6 protein-coding genes are annotated in these 19,774 nt (G+C 59.5%); 1 reads left to right on the forward strand and 5 read right to left on the reverse strand.

Going from position 1 to position 19,774, the window contains the following annotated elements; genetic code table 11:
• Position 1 precedes the first annotated feature (1 nt).
• Positions 2 to 1,951: a DUF262 domain-containing protein gene (locus R4P57_RS18955; protein ID WP_317804373.1), complete on the forward strand. Its 1,950-nt coding sequence runs from the start codon at positions 2 to 4 to the stop codon at positions 1,949 to 1,951.
• Positions 1,952 to 2,021: 70 nt separating this feature from the next.
• On the opposite strand, the gene R4P57_RS18960 is transcribed toward R4P57_RS18955, so the two are convergent.
• From R4P57_RS18960 to R4P57_RS18980, 5 genes are read right to left on the reverse strand one after another with little or no spacing between them, the layout of a single operon-like run.
• Positions 2,022 to 3,836, reverse strand: coding sequence for an ATP-dependent helicase (locus tag R4P57_RS18960; RefSeq protein WP_317804374.1), 1,815 nt, complete (start codon positions 3,834 to 3,836; stop codon positions 2,022 to 2,024).
• Positions 3,823 to 5,994 (reverse strand): UvrD-helicase domain-containing protein, encoded by a 2,172-nt coding sequence (locus R4P57_RS18965; RefSeq protein WP_317804375.1) that lies wholly within the window; start codon positions 5,992 to 5,994, stop codon positions 3,823 to 3,825. The genes R4P57_RS18960 and R4P57_RS18965 overlap by 14 nt, the downstream gene beginning before the upstream one ends.
• Entirely contained in the window at positions 5,991 to 12,263 is a 6,273-nt protein-coding gene (locus R4P57_RS18970) for a DEAD/DEAH box helicase (protein ID WP_317804376.1), read from the reverse strand. Before R4P57_RS18970 ends, R4P57_RS18965 begins: the two co-directional genes overlap by 4 nt.
• Positions 12,260 to 16,969 (reverse strand): Eco57I restriction-modification methylase domain-containing protein, encoded by a 4,710-nt coding sequence (locus tag R4P57_RS18975; protein ID WP_317804377.1) that lies wholly within the window; start codon positions 16,967 to 16,969, stop codon positions 12,260 to 12,262. Before R4P57_RS18975 ends, R4P57_RS18970 begins: the two co-directional genes overlap by 4 nt.
• A 3-nt stretch (positions 16,970 to 16,972) precedes the next feature.
• Complete coding sequence (locus tag R4P57_RS18980) at positions 16,973 to 19,765, reverse strand: DEAD/DEAH box helicase (RefSeq protein WP_317804378.1); 2,793 nt, start codon at positions 19,763 to 19,765, stop codon at positions 16,973 to 16,975.
• Between the last annotated feature and the right edge of the window lie 9 nt (positions 19,766 to 19,774).

Consider the following 19,774-nt stretch of genomic DNA (forward strand, 5'->3'; position numbering starts at 1 on the left):
CATGGATTTGAAGGCAACCGCTCAGCGACTGCGCAACTTGTTCGAGGGTGAGCAGTGTCTTGTCGTGCCGGTCTTCCAACGGCCTTACGTGTGGACACGCACCCGGAATTGGGAACCTCTCTGGAACGACATCACTGAGATGGTCGATCGCTTCTCGACCGATGAGGATGCTGAACCGCACTTTTTGGGTGCCGTCGTCCTGGACGCAACCGAGAAGGATTCGGCGGACATCAGTGTGCGACAGGTTATCGACGGCCAGCAGCGAGTTACGACTTTGCAGGTCGTTCTGTGCGCTGTCCGTGATGCGATGATTGCTACCGACGCGCAGGCGCGATTGGTCCGAGCGCTCCGTTCGTTGACTAGCAACGACGAAGGCCTTTCGGATGCCGATTTTGCACCGTTCAAGGTCTGGCCCACGTTGCGGGACCGACCTGAATTTCGATCCATCGTGAGCGGGGACGCACCGGGGCCCGGCGACTCCCGGCTTCGCGACGCATACGATTATTTCTTGGGTGCGACCTTGGCTTTCTTGGAAGAGTCTCGCACGGATCCCGAAAGAACAGCGTCTTTGGTGAAAGTGCTTCGAACTGGTCTGCAGGTCGTTGTCATCGAACTCGCGGCAACCGACAACGCCCAGGTCATCTTCGAGAGCCTTAACGACCGTGGCACACCTCTGCTCCCAAGCGATTTGGTGAAGAACTCCCTCTTTCAGCTCTTGGAGCGCTCGGGTGCAGACGTTGAGCAAGTCTTCGACGATCACTGGCGTCGGCTCGAAACGGACTTCTGGCGCGAGGAGATCCGGCAGGGCCGGCTCATCCGATCACGTCTCGACGCGTTTTTCGGGCACTATCTCACGATGTGTAGCGGCCAGGAAGTCTTGTCTACTGAACTGTTCACGGCCTTTAAGGCCTTGACTGCAAACTCTGGTCGCGAAGATCTGGTCGAACGTATCGAACACATTGCTACAAATAGCGACGCCTATCGGCGGATCATCGTGCGATCGGCCGGCGCAACACACCAGAAACTTATGGACGTTGCGGAGGCCCTTGACACGTCTGTCCTTGCACCCGTGGTGCTCTACCTTGAGCAGCACTCCAGTTCAGACGACCGGTCCGCGGCCTATGCCCACATCGAGTCATGGCTGGTCCGGCGTGCCGTTTTACGATCCACTAGTAAGAATTACAACAGGATGTTGCTGGATCTTCTCAAGGCCTTGCGTGGAGCCGACGCTCCGTTCGAGCCCGTAGTCAAGAACTTTCTGCTATCTAATACATCGGAGTCCGGCCGTTGGCCTTCGGACAAAGAGATGCGGGACGTCCTAATATCCACCCCGCTGTACAAGAATCTCACACGGGCACGCAGCAAGCTCGTCATCCGCGGTTGTGAAGCAGGTCTACTCATTGCGTCAGGTATAGCCGCCGAACCAGCCCCGGACACATTCGAGGTAGCGCAGCTTCTCGTAGGAGATGATGTCCGTAGTGACGCCCTGCGAAATTCGATCGGCAACCTTGGTTTGGTCAACTCACCCCGACCAAGAGGAATTGCTACCGTGACCTCTTGGGTAGAGCGCGAAAGGTTCTTTCCCAAAGACGATTTTCTGGTGAATTCGCTCGCGCTATCTGAGATATCGGATGCGGCAGTAGCAGTCCGCGCCGCCGCAATGGCTGACGCCTTTTGTCGTCGATGGACACACCCAGACAGCAAGTCCATACCACCCCCGCCAGCGGCACTTGCGCCCGCGGTACAGAGCGCACTTGACGAACTTTGCGACCGCTTCGCTAATCTACCAATCGGTACCGCACTGCCATACGATACGCTCAGCCTTTCGACCGAGATCGATCAGCAGGATGTCGACGCCGAGTTGAACTCGTTGATCAACGGCGTAGAGCTGCTCAAGCTAGGCGACAGGTTCTTTATCGAAAAGATTGGCGAGATAAAAGCAAGCGATTGAGCATACGAACCACCCCTTGGTCGGCGGTCAGCGCTACACACCCATCGTTTTGGCCGAATTCTATGCTTAATTATTTATCCACTGGTGCGACTAGACCACCCAACCGTGGAATAAGCCACAAACCAGAGGGACCGAGACCCACGCTCTCGCCTAAACGTGGGTCCCCGGCAGCCGTCTCCACAGACGTGAGTCTCATCCCCTCGATGGTGATGCCGTCCCAACCTTCGTCCTTGAATCGGTAGCCGAATTCGTAATTCATATAGCGCCCGAACTGCTTTCCCGTCATGCCGATTTCGGACCCCGAGCTCGTCGTCAAAACAAAAGCAGGAATGTCCTTGCCATGGGACAGCGCAGGTTCTGCAACTCCGGTGACGGGAGTGCCGAGGTCGACCTCTCGAAGGGCCTCTTGGACGTCCTGTGCTGCCAAAATGCCGGTATCCGCTGCCCCGACGACCTCTGCATCATCAGATTTAACTTCGAAGGCCCGGGTGTAGCGATTGCCCTTTTTGCTCTTCTTACGCTCTCTCAGCCGCCCCTCATGGTCCTCGAACCACGACCAATCAGACGGAAGCTCGACGACGGCAATATCATGTCGGGCCCGACTCAGCGCGACGTACCGCTCACGTAACCTGGCCCAAGCGTCCGGGTCTCCTTTCACCCAGTCCGGATGAACAAAGTAGACGCTGTCGAATTCCAAACCTTTCGCTCGGTGGATGGTAGACACAACGATATCTACCGAATCCGGTTCAGTCAGTTCCAACGGTAAACCCCTCCCGCTGATGAGGCCGCGGATACGGTGCAGATTGAGCTGATCCATCGAACGAGGCCGCGACTCAGCAGCCTTCAGTCGATACCAAGCTTCGTCCCGAAGAATGCCTTCGAGCTGCTCTTCGATACGTGAAACTACATCCCCCCGGGCAACCTCGGGGCCGGCCATCCCGTCGAAAACATCGGCAATCCACCGGGCCGCACCGAAATCTTCAGCGTTCCGGCGAACGACGTGGCGGATATTCTGCGTAGAGAGCACCCTAGAAACTCGCAGAACCTCACCGTTCGTCGCGCAAAGAACCGCGACACTACCGTTCTGTTCGTAAAGGAACGACCAGTCAGATACGATCCCAGAGTGCGGGAATGTATTGGACAGATTCTTAAGATGTCCTGCCGCTGTCGTATTCGATGGTTCATCACGCATCTTGATACCGAGTCGCACAACATCTTTCGGACGAAGACCTTGAGCGCGGTAGTTAACTGACAGAGACAATGCCCTTGCACCAAACTTAGCGACTAGCTCATGACGAAAATCGTCTGACGTCCGCTTGCTGCGGGATTCCTCAAGTGTGAAGTCGTAGATTCCTTGCAACGGATCACCCAGTGCTGTGAAGCCAACCTCATCACCTAACTTGCCCAAGAGCGCGAGAACCAACTCTGCTCGGTCGCCGACAAGATCCTGTACCTCGTCGAAAATCACATGACGCAAGTCTTCGATGCCCGCCAAATCTCCCTGTCCTTTTAAGAGCTTCGTGGCCTCTCGGATTCGATGATCGAAACCACCATGCAGCTCAACGTCGTTCTCCCCCAGAAGGAAGGACGCAAAGGAGTCGAATGTCCGAACGTGTGGTGTTCCGGAGTCACGCTCCGCAGTCCTTCGTCGAACCGCCGCCACCGCTGCACGCGAGAAGCTGAGGACCAGTATCTCGACCGATGGCGACAGCCCCTCACTCGCCGCCAGGTGGTCGACGCGTGCCGCAACGACCTCGGTTTTTCCTTGTCCGGCACCTGCGGTGACCAGGGTGCGCGCATTCGCAGGTGCATTGACGATTGCCATTTGGTCTGCGTCGAGCTCTATCGCCGCCAAGTTGTCGGCGGCCGATTCATCCTCCTGCATTCTCGCCCCCAATGATGCCAGTGACGGGCCCTGTGGAGGCTATCGCCATACGTTCGCGGGCACGCGATCCGGCAACATAGAGCACGCTGCGAAGTTTCTTCAGTTCACGGTCCTTCGCTGCACCGGTCATGCTCTTGACGTACCGAGGCGGAAAGTCGGCCGCACCCATTCGACCCAACACCACTCCTCTGTATTCGAGCCCTTTGGCACGGTGCATCGTCATTACCCGGACCACGTCGCCGAGCTTCTCTTCTCGCGTGTCAGGGCCAACGATTGCGCTCTTCAGCCCCTCTGCAGTTAGGGACTCGACCAGCTCTGTCATGTGTCGCTTCTCGTAGGCGAAAACCGCAATGTCCGATGCCCTTAATCCGTCTGCACACCAGCTCTTCACGAGCGCGGCGATGCCGGCGCTCTCCGCTTGCGAATTCTTGAAGCTGATTATTTCTGGCTCCGGCCCACCGAAGACCGACCGGGCACCCTGCAATGTATCGGACTCAGTGTCGAGGTCGTCTACGTCAGGATCCGCGACACCGAGCGTCCACCGCAGGATCTCCCGACTCGTCCGGTAGTTGATGGTTAACCGTCGCGACCGCCCTCTGGTCTCGATCCCGAATCGAGACAGGGGCGTCGGTCGACCATAAATGCGCTGGTGTGCGTCGCCGACGATGAAGAGGTCGTCGGAAGCGGGCTCAATCAGAGCCCGCAACATCTTCCAGTGCGCGGGATGCAGGTCCTGAGCCTCGTCGACAACTGCATGGCGGTAGTCGAACGAGGCTCGAAGCAATGGGTCGCCCGCCAGGGCAGCTGCGGCACGTGCCGCGAGTTCGGTGAACGTGATCAATTTATCGGCGCGCATCAGCCTCTGAAACTGCTCGACCGCTACCCACACGTCGGCGCGCTGAGGCCGACTCAGTCTCTGTGAGCGCCCACTCCTCGGAATCCGAAGGTAGCCAGCTTCGTCTTGGATCGCGTTGCCCAGCACCACCAAAGACCATTCATCGGCTAGGAATTCCGGTTCCCAGCTACCAGATGCCGATTGTCTGGCACTTCGCCACAGCTCCAAGACTCGATCGGCGCTCTCATGAACGATTGTCGAACCTTGAACCAGCACCCGGCCCGGTTCACTTGCCGCGACGATTGATCGCGCTAAGGAGTCGACGTTGAGAACATCAACCTTTCCCAAGATACCTGGGCCAGCCAATTCGACGAGCTGAGCCTCGATGGCCCTTACCAAGTTCCGTGTGAACGTTGTGAGCAAGACCTTCGACGACGGACCAGCCGAATCGAGACCCTCCGCAAGATGACGCGCCCGGTGGATGGCTGTCACCGTCTTGCCTGTGCCCGCTCCGCCGGTGACTCGATACGGCCCATTCCACCCGTGGTGGTAGGCCAGGGTCCGCTGCAATGGGTGCAACCAGACTCGCCACTTCGCAAAATCACCTTCGAGCACTGCACGCAGCTCATCTTCATTGTCAGCCGCCGCCGCAGTGAAATTGAGCCTGGTAATGGGTCGCTGGAACGCCTTCTCAACATCATCAACATCGATCGCCCCGACGTTGTCGATGCCATAGTCCTGCCACACCTCATCGGGACTCTTCCCGAACGCAAGGTCGAGCAAGGCGCTACCTTGCGTATCGGGGAGCGCACCAGCGATTGCGAGGAACGGCTTCTCGCCGATCACCGAGACCAGTTTCTCGGCAATGTCAGGGGCTATACCGAACCGTTCAAGATCCAGTTGGCGCACGCTACTGGGAAGAAACCTTGGTTCGGAATTCTTAGCCGTCGTCGGAGCACTTTCCATCGCCGCCTGCAGTAGGGCGGGCTGATACAACTCGGCCGCGCCGGTCTTCGTATTCACCTCGAGACGAATAGTGCTCGCGAACTCATAAGCGTCGTCGTGCTTCTTGACTGCTATCAGCGATAGCAGCTCCGTGTCACCGTCTGCACCCGAGGTGACCAGAACCGCACGGTAGTTGTCGGTAACCCTCGCGGTACGTACGTGACTCTGGGCACCCTGCGGATGCTTGAGATCGAGACCTGGAGACTCGGGCTCTCGCTGAAGTCGGACCATGAAGTTGAGCACCCGGTTTCGGATGCTCCCGTCTAGTCGGTCGTAGGAATCCTCGAACTGTTTGTGTATGAGAACTTGAACGGTCATCTCACTCCTTTGATGATCAATGCGTCGAGCTCCGCTGCTGTCGACTTCGTGTCTCTGCCCGCATCGATACTCACGACGGCCCACCCGTGGTCGTCCAACCACTTCTCGCGTTCGCTATCGGCGTCGACCACCACAGCCACCTTGGAATCCTCCCAGGCCATCTCGACTTGCCAGACCGTGTCGACCCGTCCGACCTCAAGCCCTGACTCCGGCGCAGCTACTCCTCGCTGCACCAGCGACCAGATCAGTTCGGCTAGGGATGTATCCACGTATTTTGCGACGAGTGTCCAGTCCGCAGGCATTTCGAGTCCGGCCTCGGACAGGTCGCTGCCCGCACCGGCAAGCGGTACCGGCTGTGAGACCAATTCCCCCAGTGATCTGGTAGTCCAGATAGCGGCCATTCGCCGGGGCATCACGGTGCCATATACCGGCATCGTCAAGAACTGGAAGACGTTGGACCACCGGAGCCAGTCACGCCAGTGCGCGTCGTGGTCAAGTCCACCGATCGCGGCTTCCGAATCGTCTAGAACGGAAAGCACACCAAGGGAACGCTCGTGATCAGCAGTGTCCGCACAGATCCACATCGGGAGACCAGTCAGTCCGTGGCGCGGGACGATCATGATCGTGCCGCTCGCATCTGCGGGTGGAGTTAGCCCTTCAGCAAGTGCGACGAGCGCTGCGCCCAACTGAGCACCCGTAGTTTGAACGGGCGCAGCGCGCCCATGCTTTGGGGATGCCGGGACTAATTCAAGAGTGGTCTGAACCGCTCCGGCACCCCACACGTCGTCATCTGGGTCTGCGAGATACTCGATCAGGAAAGTAATCGGGTTTCCCCACATGTATCTGACTCGAGTGTCGGACATGGTCTCGCCGACAACATTTTTCGTGTGGTGGTGAAGCATCTCGGGGCTTGTCAGCTTGGCCGAAATACTCTCGAACACCGCAACGTCATCCCACGAGATCGACCAGACACGCTTGTCAGCTCGACGCAAGGCGTCCCGCTTGAAAGCATCATCCGCTGTTCGATTGTTCTCGACACTCGCGTGAAACTGCTTGCCGTCGAGATAGATTGCAACATCCGCGGTTTGCGCGTCGACTCGGGTCAGCAGGAAATCGGGCTCGGTCGCGACGCCGAGTTCGACGACCTGCACCAGCGGACGCATACGCCAGCGCCGCACCTCGCCTCCACCCCCGGGTAGACGGAGGTCGAGTTCTTCGCCCTTCGCGCCGATCGATACCTCGAAAGACGCACCATCTCGCTGGTCGAGATGTAGTTTCAACGCCTCGCGGAAACGAATCTCTAACTCACTGAGCTGTACCGACCCGATATCCACGCCGGTGACGGTGTCTATTTCTTCGACGTCCCATTCCGCCAGGAACTCATCCAACAAGCGTAGAGCCGAGTCACGTGACGCATTCGGCATCTCTCGCGGTGAGAGCACCCCGTACAGGCAACGATGACACGCGGCGCGCTCTTCGGTGCGGCACGGACACTGAGCCAAGGCCTCATGCGCCAGCACGAGAATGTGCTGCAGGCGATCGGACTCACCGAAGCGGTCAAGGTAACCGGTACCGCCTGGAACTGTGTCGTGAAGTACCAGGAACCGACGGATTGCCCCTGCAGAGTCGGTCATGCTCGAAGCGACCACCGAGAGGTGCTGGGGATCTCCACCGAAGTCCTTTCGAAGCCCCAACAACAGCGCACCTTTGAACGAGGCAAGGGTCGTCTCGAAGTGCAGCAACGACACCGGGAGCAGTAGTCGGACAGCCTGCGTACTGAGCTCATGGGAGAGCAACAGCCGAGTCCACTTCTCGGAGGTGCCGCGACGCGTCGCGCAATACCCACGATGTCGGGCGTCGGCAGTTGCGGACGCTCGACGTACGACGACGCCGCAGTGCGCACACGTCGTGAAGCCGGCGGCGTTATTCGTTTCGCCCGCGATCGTGACGTCCTCTCCGGGCGCGTCGCCGAGCCCGGTATTGATGGAGCGGACCACCGCCATCCGCGCATACTCGGCACCGAATGCCTTGTCCTTCAGTCGCCAGGCCTTGGTGATCGTCGTGGGATCGATGTCCACGCTCGTGGTTGTGCTGAAGAAGGTTCGTGCGCGGTCTTCGGCTTCCTCGTCGATGAGGACGTCATCAAGGCGATGTACCGCGGACACTTTTCGTAGTTCGAGTACGTCGTGCACGGCGCCGGAGTCCGACACCGCCGCGGAATGGCACCGCGGGCAGGCTGACACCGGAGCTGAATCGGTTGTCCCCCAACCGCAGTCAGGGCACAGGCGAGTGGCGAGCCAGTGCGGTCGGGATGACGGGCCGATGTCCACCGCGTCGATCTCGACGCGCTTGCCCCCGGCATAGAAGAAAGCACCGGGCGCGAGTTCGGTTAGCGCGGTTGAGCTCCCCCGCTCGTAGGTGAGATCCAGCGCTTCGGCCTGCGGCTTGCCACCAGGTGCGGTGCCGGTGGTCCACCACAGGTGAACGTCGAGAGTCGTCGAATCGTCCAGCAAGTTGTAGTTCGGCAAGAGCCCCACGCCCGACAAGCCGGTTAACGTCTCCAGTTTGCTTCGTTCGTAGAGCTGATCGCTGAGAGCTTTGAATTCGCCGGCACATCGCTTGCGATCTTCTTTCTCGAGATCGCCGAGATGTCCGTGCTTGTCTATCTCGTCCATCGTCTTCGCCAGCTCATTACGGCGCGAACGGATCTCGTCGCTCTCACCCGCCCACCGTGCCGCCGTCTCCGCAATGACTGTACGGAGACCGCCATCAGCGAACACGCGAAGGCCTACGCGGGAGTCCTCGCCGACATGGTCGCCGAAGAGCGCTAAGAACTGAGAGGCGAGTTCGGAAGACTGGGCGATGCATTCCTCGACCACGGATCGCAGCCAGTGGCCATCAGCCATGCCGTCGTCGAGGCACTCGGCCAATCTGGTGGGCATGGGTTGCGGGAGCGAGATGGTTCCCGTAGCGAGCCTGTCCAGGCAGAACGCAAAATATTGGCGCTGCAGAAGCTCGGTCGCGTCGAGGTAAGCGCCCGGCGGCAAGACCTCGCCGGCGAGGAGGTGTTCGGGCTCTGCGAAGAAGTACAGGTCGCGTGGAGAAGTGGGGACCGCGGCGAGCACGAAGGCGTTACCGGTCGACCGCCCTGCACGTCCTACGCGCTGCAGGTAGCTGGCCGTTGACCGCGGCAGCGAGGCGAGAGCAACTGTGCTCAGATCACCAATGTCGATGCCGAGTTCCAGTGTCGGAGTGCAGGCTAGAATGTTGGGATCCGAGGCAGAACCACCGGTTTTGAATCGAGCCTCGACCAGCTCCCGTTCGTCTCGGTCCAGGAGTCCGGTGTGTTCGGCGCTGACAATGCGGCGGATCCTGCCGCTGCGGTATAGATCGCGATAGAAGTTCGTGGGCTCGATCTCCACGGCGCCGAGTCGGCCGGTGCATCGCATCCGTGGGCATGGCGCACCTTCCCAGATCGCGATGCGGGATGCAGCGGATGGCTGGACGTGATGACACACAGGACATTCCAGACGGGCGACGTCGGTGTCGTCGAGGAGTACAGCTGCAGGGTCCAATCCGTAGATGTGCGCACCGCGCTCGCCTGAGCGTCGTTGCAGTGGTCCTTCGGCGTTCGCAAGCTGATCGACGACAGCGGTGAGCAACGCCCGCGCCTCACTCGGCGTGACTTCGAGGCAGCGCTTCGTCCAGTCAGTGAGCCAGGATTCGCCGCGCGGATTGAGTGACTGGAGGTCGCTGTCGCCGGCGACGCCCGTCGTGTAGAACGATGGCGCCGGCCGGCCTCGGGGGAATTTGGTCATGCCATCGGGACTCCCGCCCCAGATCGACCAGCGCTTACCTTCTTCCTTGATGTAAGTGTGCAGCCACGGATGAACTATCCCGCCGTTAACGCGGAGGTGATCGAGCAGACCCAGTAACCACGGCTCATAGCGACTGCTCTGCAACGAGCTGGCCAAGCTGAGCTGCGGGAGATTCTGATGCGCTTCGCGGCTGTGCTCGCCGAATGACGTCAGATCGACATCGACATCCACCGACAGAGCCGACGTGATTTCGAGAGTACGACCGGTGCGTGCATTGAGTCCCGCCTCCAGATGCGCTTGAAAGGCCAATCGCATTGCGAGTAGTGAACGAAGTCCACCACCAGAATCGTGGTCGAGCCAGTCGGCATCGACCGCAAGGCGGCGGGCGAAGTCGGGAGGCGTGATCGCATAGAGATCGTCGGTCGAGGTGCTCGTCGCGAGGCGTTCGGCAACGGCGGCGAGGTCAATTCGACCGGCGCTCACGGACCGGAACATCGCGGACCTGAAGTTGAACGCGAATGCGCGGCCCTCGATGAATGCCGCCCGGTGAGCGGCATCCTGGACCGAGTCGGTGAACACCAGCGTCTTCTTCTCGTCATCGGCCAGCACGCTCGAACCGAACTCGGTCGTCAATCCGACGCTCAGCAGCGTGGCAACGCTCGAGCCCACAAATCGGATCGCGTTACGCGCCCCGCACGACGGGCACACCTCATTCGCGGCGTCCTCAGCTGTCGCCGACACGTGCACCGGCAGCAACCCATCGCCTGGCTTGGGCTGCACTTCGAGAGTCTCCGGATCGAGATGCGAAACGCCGTTTTCGGCAGCGTCAGCAGCGAGCAGCACGCGCGTCTTCCCTCGAGACGTCGGTCGAGCGCTGTTGCGCCAGACTGCTACTGGTTCCCCGGAGAGGCTGTCGCCGAGTTCAGTGGTTGCTGCCATCCATCCGGCGCGACCGCATACCCGGCAATAGGCCGCGGGCAGCGTCGGTGGTCCTTCGCTGGGACCGTCGTGCCACCAGTGGAATTCTGGTTCCGGAGCCACGGCGCGAAGTAATCTGCTGACCTCGCGAACCCATACCTGTACCTGGACATTCACCAACGGCCGGATCGTGCCGTGCGGATCCTGTACCCGCGCGACCGACAGCAAGGCCAGGAATTTCAACAAGGCGGCCTGAACTTCTTCTGGCCGAGAGGTGTTGTGGACTCCCCACGGCAGGATGCCCGCTTGCGCGATCCCCGCCACGGCATCGGTGATGGACCGAGGGTAACCGCCCAACACGTCGATCACCACCCTGGTGAGGAAATGTCTTCGAAGACTCTCGCCCACCACCACGGGGTCGGTGAAGTCCGGGCCTTTCCCGTTTACAGGGTGACCTGCCGCATTCAGGACAGCTTCTGCCAACGGCACCCATGATTGAGGGTCGGACGATTTTGGTGTCGGTGTGTTCAGGATGTCGCCGACCGTCGGGATCTCGAGCGTGAAGTCGACGTCGCCAACAACATCGATAGCGGTCAACGCGGTCTCGGTGACTAGCGATTCGGCGTCAAAGGGCGTCCCGAATACGGTCTCGGCGAACGCACGAAGTTCGGCCGTTCGCGAGCCACCTCCCAGCGTCGCCGACGTGGCGACCGGCGTCACGCGGCCGAGCGGCCTTCCCTCGCCCGCAACTCCCACCTTGGCACCCAAACGGCGGAGCAACATGGAGACGTCAGTTCCTTGAGCGCCGTCGTACGTATGGAACTCGTCGAGAACCAGATATTGAAGGCTGGTCGCGGCATCTGACCACAGGCCTGCGTCAGCCGCGCGCAGCAACAGCAGGTCGAGCATCCGATAGTTGGTGAGCAGGACATCAGGCGGGTTTTGCCGCAACGTGTCTCGGTGGTCAATGAGAGCGTGCTGCGTCGAGCGCCGACGCTTTCCGTTACCACCGATGTAGACGCCTGCAGTCACATCCGCAAGACGAGGATCGTCGTGAATGTACTCGGCAAGCCGGCGCGCTTGGTCGGTGACCAGAGCGTTCATCGGATACAAGATGATCGCTTTTATACCCGTTTCGCCGCGGGCCGCAGCTCGTCGTGCGTGATCGAGAAGTGGAAGCAAAAACGATTCGGTTTTGCCCGAGCCCGTACCTGTTGTAACAATTGTGGGCTGCGCAGGCTTGCCCTTCGTCGACAACCGCTGAAAGGCCTCAGCTTGGTGCTGAAAAGGTCTGAACCCTTGAGGAAGCCAGTCAAGCGGGGACTGCCAACCTTGGCCAACGGATTGGTAGGGCGTTCGGATCTTCACGTACGGGCCACGAAAAATTCCCGTCTCCGGGCTGGCCAGGAAGCCACGCAGTGCAACCTGAGCCGTCGGGTCCGACAACGCGAAAGTCGTCGACAGATACTCGACTATCGAGTTACGCGTCTCCTCAGCGAGGAGAGACGGAAACGTGGGTTCGTGAACTGTCATGCCTCGGCAAGTCTCTGCTCAAAGTCGGCGTAGGCAGCACGCATCTCGGCCTCGCGATCCGGCTTGTAGAACCAGGGGTGCTCGTGATCCTCGTCCGGCTCAAACGGGGTGTAGCGGTCAAGGAGATCGCCGTAGTCTTCGCCGTCCACCCACGCCTGCAGGAGCTTGAAGTCATCTGCCTGCTGCAGAACTCCTTGAGCGTGATGATCACGTGCGATCTTCCGACCCTTCGCATCAAAATACATCGCGTACTCATACTTGCGTAATACCGGGAACTGAGTACGAAATACGACGGCAAGGTGTTCGGCAGACAACTTCAGCATCAGTGCTGTCAGTGCGTCGATCTCCACCAGCGCAGCACGACGTTCAAGATCGGTACGAAGCGGGGTCATCCATGACCAGGTTCGGGACAGATTTTCAAGCGGGTTCGTCAGCCATTTAAACGGAGCCGTCCACCGGTCCGCTTCAAAGCCAGACTCGTAAAGCCATTCCCATAGGAAATGGTAATCGGAGGTAAGACAATTGAGCCGCAACGTCCGAAGAAGCAGGTTGATCGCCAAGACATCGTCGGTGGGGGCCGGGACTCGTTTCATCATTTCTACATTCACTGCCGATGTTCCGCTAATTTTTACGAGGTAATCGTACGGCAGAGAGGACCACAGCCCGCACACCAGCGCAGTACGGCGCAAGGACTCTCTATCAGTAGGCTCCCAACTATTTAGGCCGTGACTGGGTGAGACACTCATGGACCTGACGGTGTGAACATGCGATGCTCCCGGCGGAATAAGCGCACAATGCAGAGAACGCTCCAGACCCGGCTGGGTCATGTCGCGCCACGCTAGCCTCCAGAAATCAGTGGCCGAGTGACCCCCCCACTGCGGGATACCACCCACATAAACATCGCGGCCCGTAGATCTTTGATAGTTTGTGCGGGGAATTATGGCTTCGGGTAGCCCATCAAGATCGAGTAACGCCCAATCCTTATTGGATCTACAAGGGTTGTTCGGTTCCCTCACCAACGGGTTGGCGACCGTGAAATGAGGCCCCTGTAAGATAACCTCATCCCACGAAGCTGGATGGTCGGAACGCCATTCGATATTTCCGTCCTGCTTTGCAATCTTCTCATTCCACAAGCTTGACCATTTGAAGCCGAGGTCTGACAGGCGGGTCTCACTTGATGAGATACGTGACAAAATCTCTAGATGCTCTTTGGACGCAGGACGCATCAAACGCGCTTGACGTGCTGGAGTTCCGGCAGGATCGAACAGCCGCGCCCAATCCTTCAATGCGCGGTCGTCTACCACTGTAATTCGCGATCTGTGTGGTCGTAGGTCCCAGCCGCCGTGAGGATACTGGATTCCAGGAATCTCTCCATGACCGTCGTGAGTCATTGATTCGTCGATTGTTAGCGGGTCTAGTACTCCTACGATCTGCAGGAAATAAACCGGCTTTGGACTGGAGTAAATATGCACACCATAAAGAACCTTATTACTGATGTCTTCAAATAAGTTTGACATATTAGAAAATTGCCAATGGCGCCGCAAACGGACATATGCCTCCTGTCGAAGTTTCGCAGCCTTTGGATCGCTAAAGAAGCTCTCCGGGTGAATCAGACCCGAAACGCCAGACGCACTACAGTTACGCCAAACCTGTTCGATGAAGTTTGTATAGAGGTTCGTACGCAAACCCCGAAGGAACGGATAGACGACCTCTGAGCCGAGGACTGAACTGGTTCCTGCCCAACGCCCGAGATCTGACAGGTAAATTTCTTTTACATCAGAGTCGTTTAACAATTCTTCGCGACGCAAATGGAATTCTCTTTCGGAGATATTTCCCTCCAAAAGGAAAAACGGGTCCGCCTCCGCCAAGGCTTCTGACTCCCACCAGTCCGGCCGAACCCACGGCGGGTTGCCGACTTGAAGGTCAAAGCCACCCCGACTGAAGACAGCCGCGAAGCTCAAGTCCCAGTGGAAGAATCCCTGTTCTTGCGCTACTAATCGTGCAGTACCAAGCCATCGATGTCGCGTAAGCAGTTCAGGGATCCGGCGCATTCCGGAGAACTCTCGATCTTGGTCATCGATCAGTGCAAGTTCTTCGAACCCATTGGCCAGGTCCTGGAACGTGCCTTGCGCACTGTCCACCGTGTGCAATCCCGCGGCACCGAGAAGCTCCTCCAAGGTGAGGATCCACTCGTTCAGGTCAGGTGGTCCCGCTTGTTCGACGCTGTTGTCTTCCGCCGACTCGAGAACGGGCCAGAACCAAAGTGCGCACCACGCATCCATTGCGAGACGCAACCGTTCGTAGGGACCTTCCGGGTCGTGCAACTCTTGTTCGACTTTGACGCGGTCGACCGCATGCGCAATCGACAACGATTCAGCGCCCCACACGTCGATCTGTCGCGAAATTTGCTGCTCGCTAATCTCAAGCCGCCGAAGAACTAGCGCCCACAGTCGCTCGACGCGCGTCGCCAAGGACCGCAAACGGTTGAGTTGCTTCGCGTCGGGCTTCTTGGTGATCGACTTACGCCAGGTCATCAGGGCCTGAGCCGCCTGAGGCGCCAATTCTTTCGCTTGTTTGGCATCAGCGACTGCGGCCCAACCGTCGGCAGGGAGAAGGAAGTGGTGAATCTCTCCATCGCCGATTCCGCCCTCGGACAGTGGCCGATCGATAGGCGGAGTCTTCAGCCAGCTCTTTTTGGCTCGACCAAGCGAGGTGAAGTCATAGGTGGCGCGGCGGGCTCCGATTAGTGAGTTGCCGCGCCGAAGGTGCAGCCCGAACCATGGTGCCTGCAGTCCAGGATGCATCACGTTAAGCCACAGGGACACTTCAGCAAGTTCGACTGCGGTCGAATTCAAGTCAACGCCGTAAGCGCGGTGCAGCGCTAGATACGCCTTAACCTTCTGAAGCTCAGTCGTGTAGTCTTCCGGCTTGATTCGCTCCTTGAGTTCATTTTGCCGACGGTTCAGATACTCGCCCGAAAGCTGATTAATAGCTTCATTGAGAAACGCACCGCTGCCGAGGGCGGGCTCGCAAATGCGGTACTTGAGAATCTCGCTGGCCGTCGTCTCAGCGGTGATCAGTTCGGCAAGTGCATGCTTCACTACGCACTTCGTAAGTACTTCCGGTGTGTAGTACGAGGCGCTGCGCTGCCGGTCTCGACCGGACAGACGAAATACGAAGCTGCCCTTGGAATGACGGACTATGTCCCTTCGGCCCGTTAGTCGATCCTCGCGCCAGACGATATCTTTCTCGTCGTACTCGGCGGACTTCGTCGACGGCACCAGCCAGGAACCTTTGTCGGCATTTCCGTCCTTGGCCACTTCGATCATGTTGTCGGTGGCGATCAGCCCCGAGTAAGACATCAGCCCCTCGTACACGGCACCGAGCTGGTTGATGCCGAGCTGCGCGTAAGAGATGTATCCGCGTTGCCTGTTCTTGTTCTTTGACGGCTTGGACAGGAGCAAAAGGTTCAGCACCTCTTGCAGTACCCGGTTACTGAGCCGCATCCCCTCACCGTCGATGAGGGGCGTCTCTTCAGGATCGAACAGATCCGACCGAAGCGGCTCGAATACAAAGGCATCGGTGCTCGCGCGGCCTGCGTTGTGGCCGGTGTTGACAAGGCGAAACAGCCGATCGAGTGACTCGTGCAAGTGGTGGCCCTCGGCCGAGCTTCCGGCCAACGGCACCTGCACCATCTCCCGGAGGCGATCAAGGCCATAACCCGATTCGTACTCGGGGGTGCCCACGGGCAGAACGCCCAGTTCTGGTCGAGCTTCGGCGAAGAGCAAGAACAGGACTCGATACAGAAACCGGAGCGACTGCGTGGTCAGGTCGCGCGGCAATTCGGGCACGCCCTCGACCTGCAGGCCCGCAGCACGCCTGCGGGTCAGTACCTCGTTCGCGATCTTCTCGATCGAGATGCGGAGTCCCTCCCGGAGGTCCTCGCTGACGCCGACCGCGTGCTTTTCAGAGTCTTCGGTGTAGTGATCGAGTTCGGTCTGGCCATCTGCATCCGGCAGCAGCACATCCGAAGACCACAATCCGGCGTGGTAGGCGAGTTCGCCTGCGGCCTTGACGTCGCGACGGTCGAGCGCGGTCGCAATGTCGAAGCCGAGGTACCGGCCTTCTGCCCACCGTGCGACGTCGGTCAACAGCGCCACACCTCCGGCCACGACCAGCAGGTACCGAGGTGCGTCGTCGCTCACGAACAACTGCGTCACCGCGTCAGCCACCGACGTCACCTCCTCGATCTTTTGACTGGTGACGTGGATTCGGAACGGCTCGATGAGCTCCGCATCGCCTCCAAGGAGCGCATCGACGCTGTCGACAGGTACCGCCTGCAGGATGTGCAGCGAGTCCGTCGTACTGGTGCTGGGGAAACGTGCCAGAAGGGGCACATCGATGGGTGTATTCGCTTGCAGCGTTTCAATTGTTGTCGCGGCAGCCTGGAACCCGACCGCTGCGAGCAACCCGGTATGGACCTCTGTCACTCGGCTCGGATACTCCGATGCCCCAACTGGAGGGAGGTCGGCAAGTTCCTTCAGGTAAGCGCCGGCAATGGACGACAGACCTCGCAGCGGCGTCGGCTTGTCCTGTTCGGCACGTTCCTTCCAACCCTTGGCGAGGTCCTTCAACTTCGATGGGAAAACTTCCGCGAGCCAATGCTCGGACAAGAAGTCGTTGGCGTTGTGGATCGAATCGAACACGACTCAGGCCCTCGCTTTCGGAATGATGACGCCGACGACCCGTACGAACGGATCGCCCGAGGCCGCAAGTGAATCGATGATCGCACTCCAGGCATCGGCGGTCTTTTCGATGTCCAGTCGCGTGTTCTTCCGCGCGCCGGTCTCGGTGACCACCGTCAAGGCAGTTTGCTCCCAGCTTTTGAGGCTGGCGCGGTATTGGTCCACTCGTTCGAGGAGTTCGACCTCGAAGTCGTCTCGTCGAGTACGAATATGTGCTGTCGCAGCATCGACTGCCCCCGCAACGTTCTTCTGCAGATCTCCAAGGAGTTCGTTGTTGACCCCCGGGTTTGTCGCGCCTTCACGAATGCCCGCGACGTCGACGATCTCGTCGAAGTCACGAACATCAGGATCACCCGGTAGCCCACCGACGGCACCCCAGTGCGCGATAGCCGGGCTGCCTGCGTCGTTGGACCAGACCGCCTGAGTCAAGAAATAGGGTTCGTCCACGTCGCCTGCGACGACCGGGATCTCGTTCCGGCCGAATCGACCCACAGCGCGATCACCGGCCCAGTCGAGCACAGGATGAATCGGTGCCAAGAAATGCACGTCGGGCCAGGATGTCTTTTTTGCCTTCTGGGCACGAGTCAACCGTCCTTGTGCGAACGTCTTGCTGCCGGTGAGCCGCAGTCGCTCGGCGATGCCTTGTTCGTCGAGGTAGTCAGGCGGCAGATCGCGGAATCGATTGATCAAATCGTCAGGGGGCCTGAACGCGATGAAATCATTGTCGGCGTCGCGCTCGATCTCCATATCCGGCCCGCGTTTGCCGCCACTGATGTCCGCGAGCTCATCGGTCAGGTAGTTGTCGTCGTCCTCGAAGAATGTCGACAGCTCCGCTGTCTCGGGAGACGTGTCGGCACGGTGTTCGCCGCCGGTGGCCATCAACGCCGCAAAAGGATTGAGCTTGGCCGGTGTGGCCTCGGGGACCACGTCGTCGATGTCCTTTCCTTGTCGGATCGCCTCCATCACCTTGGCTTCTTCGATCTCCGAGTCATGGAGGTTGAGGAGCGCGCCTGCATCGCCGAGAGCTCGATTCGCTTCGTCTTCTTTCCGCAGAAGCTTCGTCACCACGTTCAGGTCGTCGGTGACATCGGCGTCGGCTTCGGCGGCAAGAGCCAGTGCGGTGATCTGCGGTCGGTGGAGCTGGCCATAGCGATCGATACGACCATTCCTCTGTTGTATGCGAATGAACGACCATGGCAGGTCGTAGTGGACCAACTGGTGGCACTCCTTGTGGAGGTTCAGCCCCTCCGAAGCCATATCCGAGGCCACCAGCACTCGAATGGGCGACGAGCTCTGCCCGAACCCCTCGACGACCGCTTGGATTTTCTGGTCGGATAAACCCGCGTGCAGGAGTTCGACCGGGTGCAAGTCAGCTGTCGGCTTGCCGGAGAACTTCAGTCGCCTGCTGACCTCGTCGTGTAGCCAGTCGATGGTGTCGATGCGCTCGGAGAAGATCACGACACGAGTGTCGGAGTCTTTGCCGACTCCGATCTTCTGAAGGTGGCGGATAAGCGCGTCGAGCTTGGCGGGAGCGCCCTTGTCGGCAGCCATTGCCAGCTCGTCGAGGCGTCGGAGCGCCTTCGCCTCCGGCCCCTTCTCGTCAACGTTCTTGAGGCGTCTGCCGACGCTCGCACGCAGCGCCTTGGGCGATGAGAGGAACGCTTTGTACAGCGTCCACGGAAACAGTTGCCTCCCTTGCCCGGTGATGACCGATGGCCCGTCGGGATGCAGCCAGACACATTCCAGCTCGCGCAGCACGTCCAGCTCTGCTGGGGTCGGTTCGACTCCGACGACCTCCGGCTGCAAACGCTCTTTCCACTTGTGTGCCACGTCGAGCTTCACATCCAGCGAATTCCGGTGGCGTCGCACGTACAGATGCTCGATGTCTTTCGCCGAGTACTTGTCGTGATCTGCGATCGCTGTCGGATCTAGCAAGTTGACCAGCTCAGCAAATGACTCCGGCTTGCCGTTGTGTGGTGTCGCACTGGCCAGGATCAAGGCATCGGTCTGCTCCGCGAGCAACTTCGCGAGTGCGTTGTTCTGCGTCCCGCGGTTGATGAGGTTGTGGCACTCGTCGATCACCACGGCGTCCCAGTGCTGATTCTTGAGGTGGTGCTTGTACCTGGCCGGGTTCTTCAGGGTGTCGATCGAGACGATGACCCGTTTGTAATAGCTGAACGGGTTACGTGACGCGGGCAGGTCTCGTTTGACCTTCTGAATGCCATCCGAGTCCAGTCTGATCAGGGGAATGGCGAACCTGGTCCACAGTTCCTGCTGAAACTGCTCGAGGACAGCGCGCGGCGTCACGACCAGAATGCGCTCGCCGCGTCCACGTCGGATGAGTTCGGACAGAAGGATTCCGATTTCGAGCGTCTTGCCCAGGCCGACCGCGTCGCCGATCAAGATGCGTGGTCGCAGATTCTGTAGAGCCTGAGAAGCCGGCCGAAGCTGGTAGTCCATGCGATCGAGCAGGGCGCGATGGCCAACCGTGATGCGGGTGTCGGCACTGGGGATCGGGCTACCCCGACGGACCGACTCAAGCCAGAGCCGGGTGCGTCGGAATCCCGGCGAGGTATCGGCAACGAGGGTGCCGTGTTTCGGATCGAGGCGCTGGATGTCGTCGAGCTCGGGGTGGTCGAAGAAGACCGCATCGAGATCGCGAACGAGTTCGCTGACCCCCGTCACCTCGACCCGAGCCCCGTCGAACTCGGTAGACCGGACGGACCGGACCAGCCATTCTTCATCGCGAACGATCACTCGTTCTCC

Source organism: Rhodococcus sp. IEGM 1330, from assembly GCF_033142445.1.
Lineage (GTDB): Bacteria > Actinomycetota > Actinomycetes > Mycobacteriales > Mycobacteriaceae > Rhodococcoides.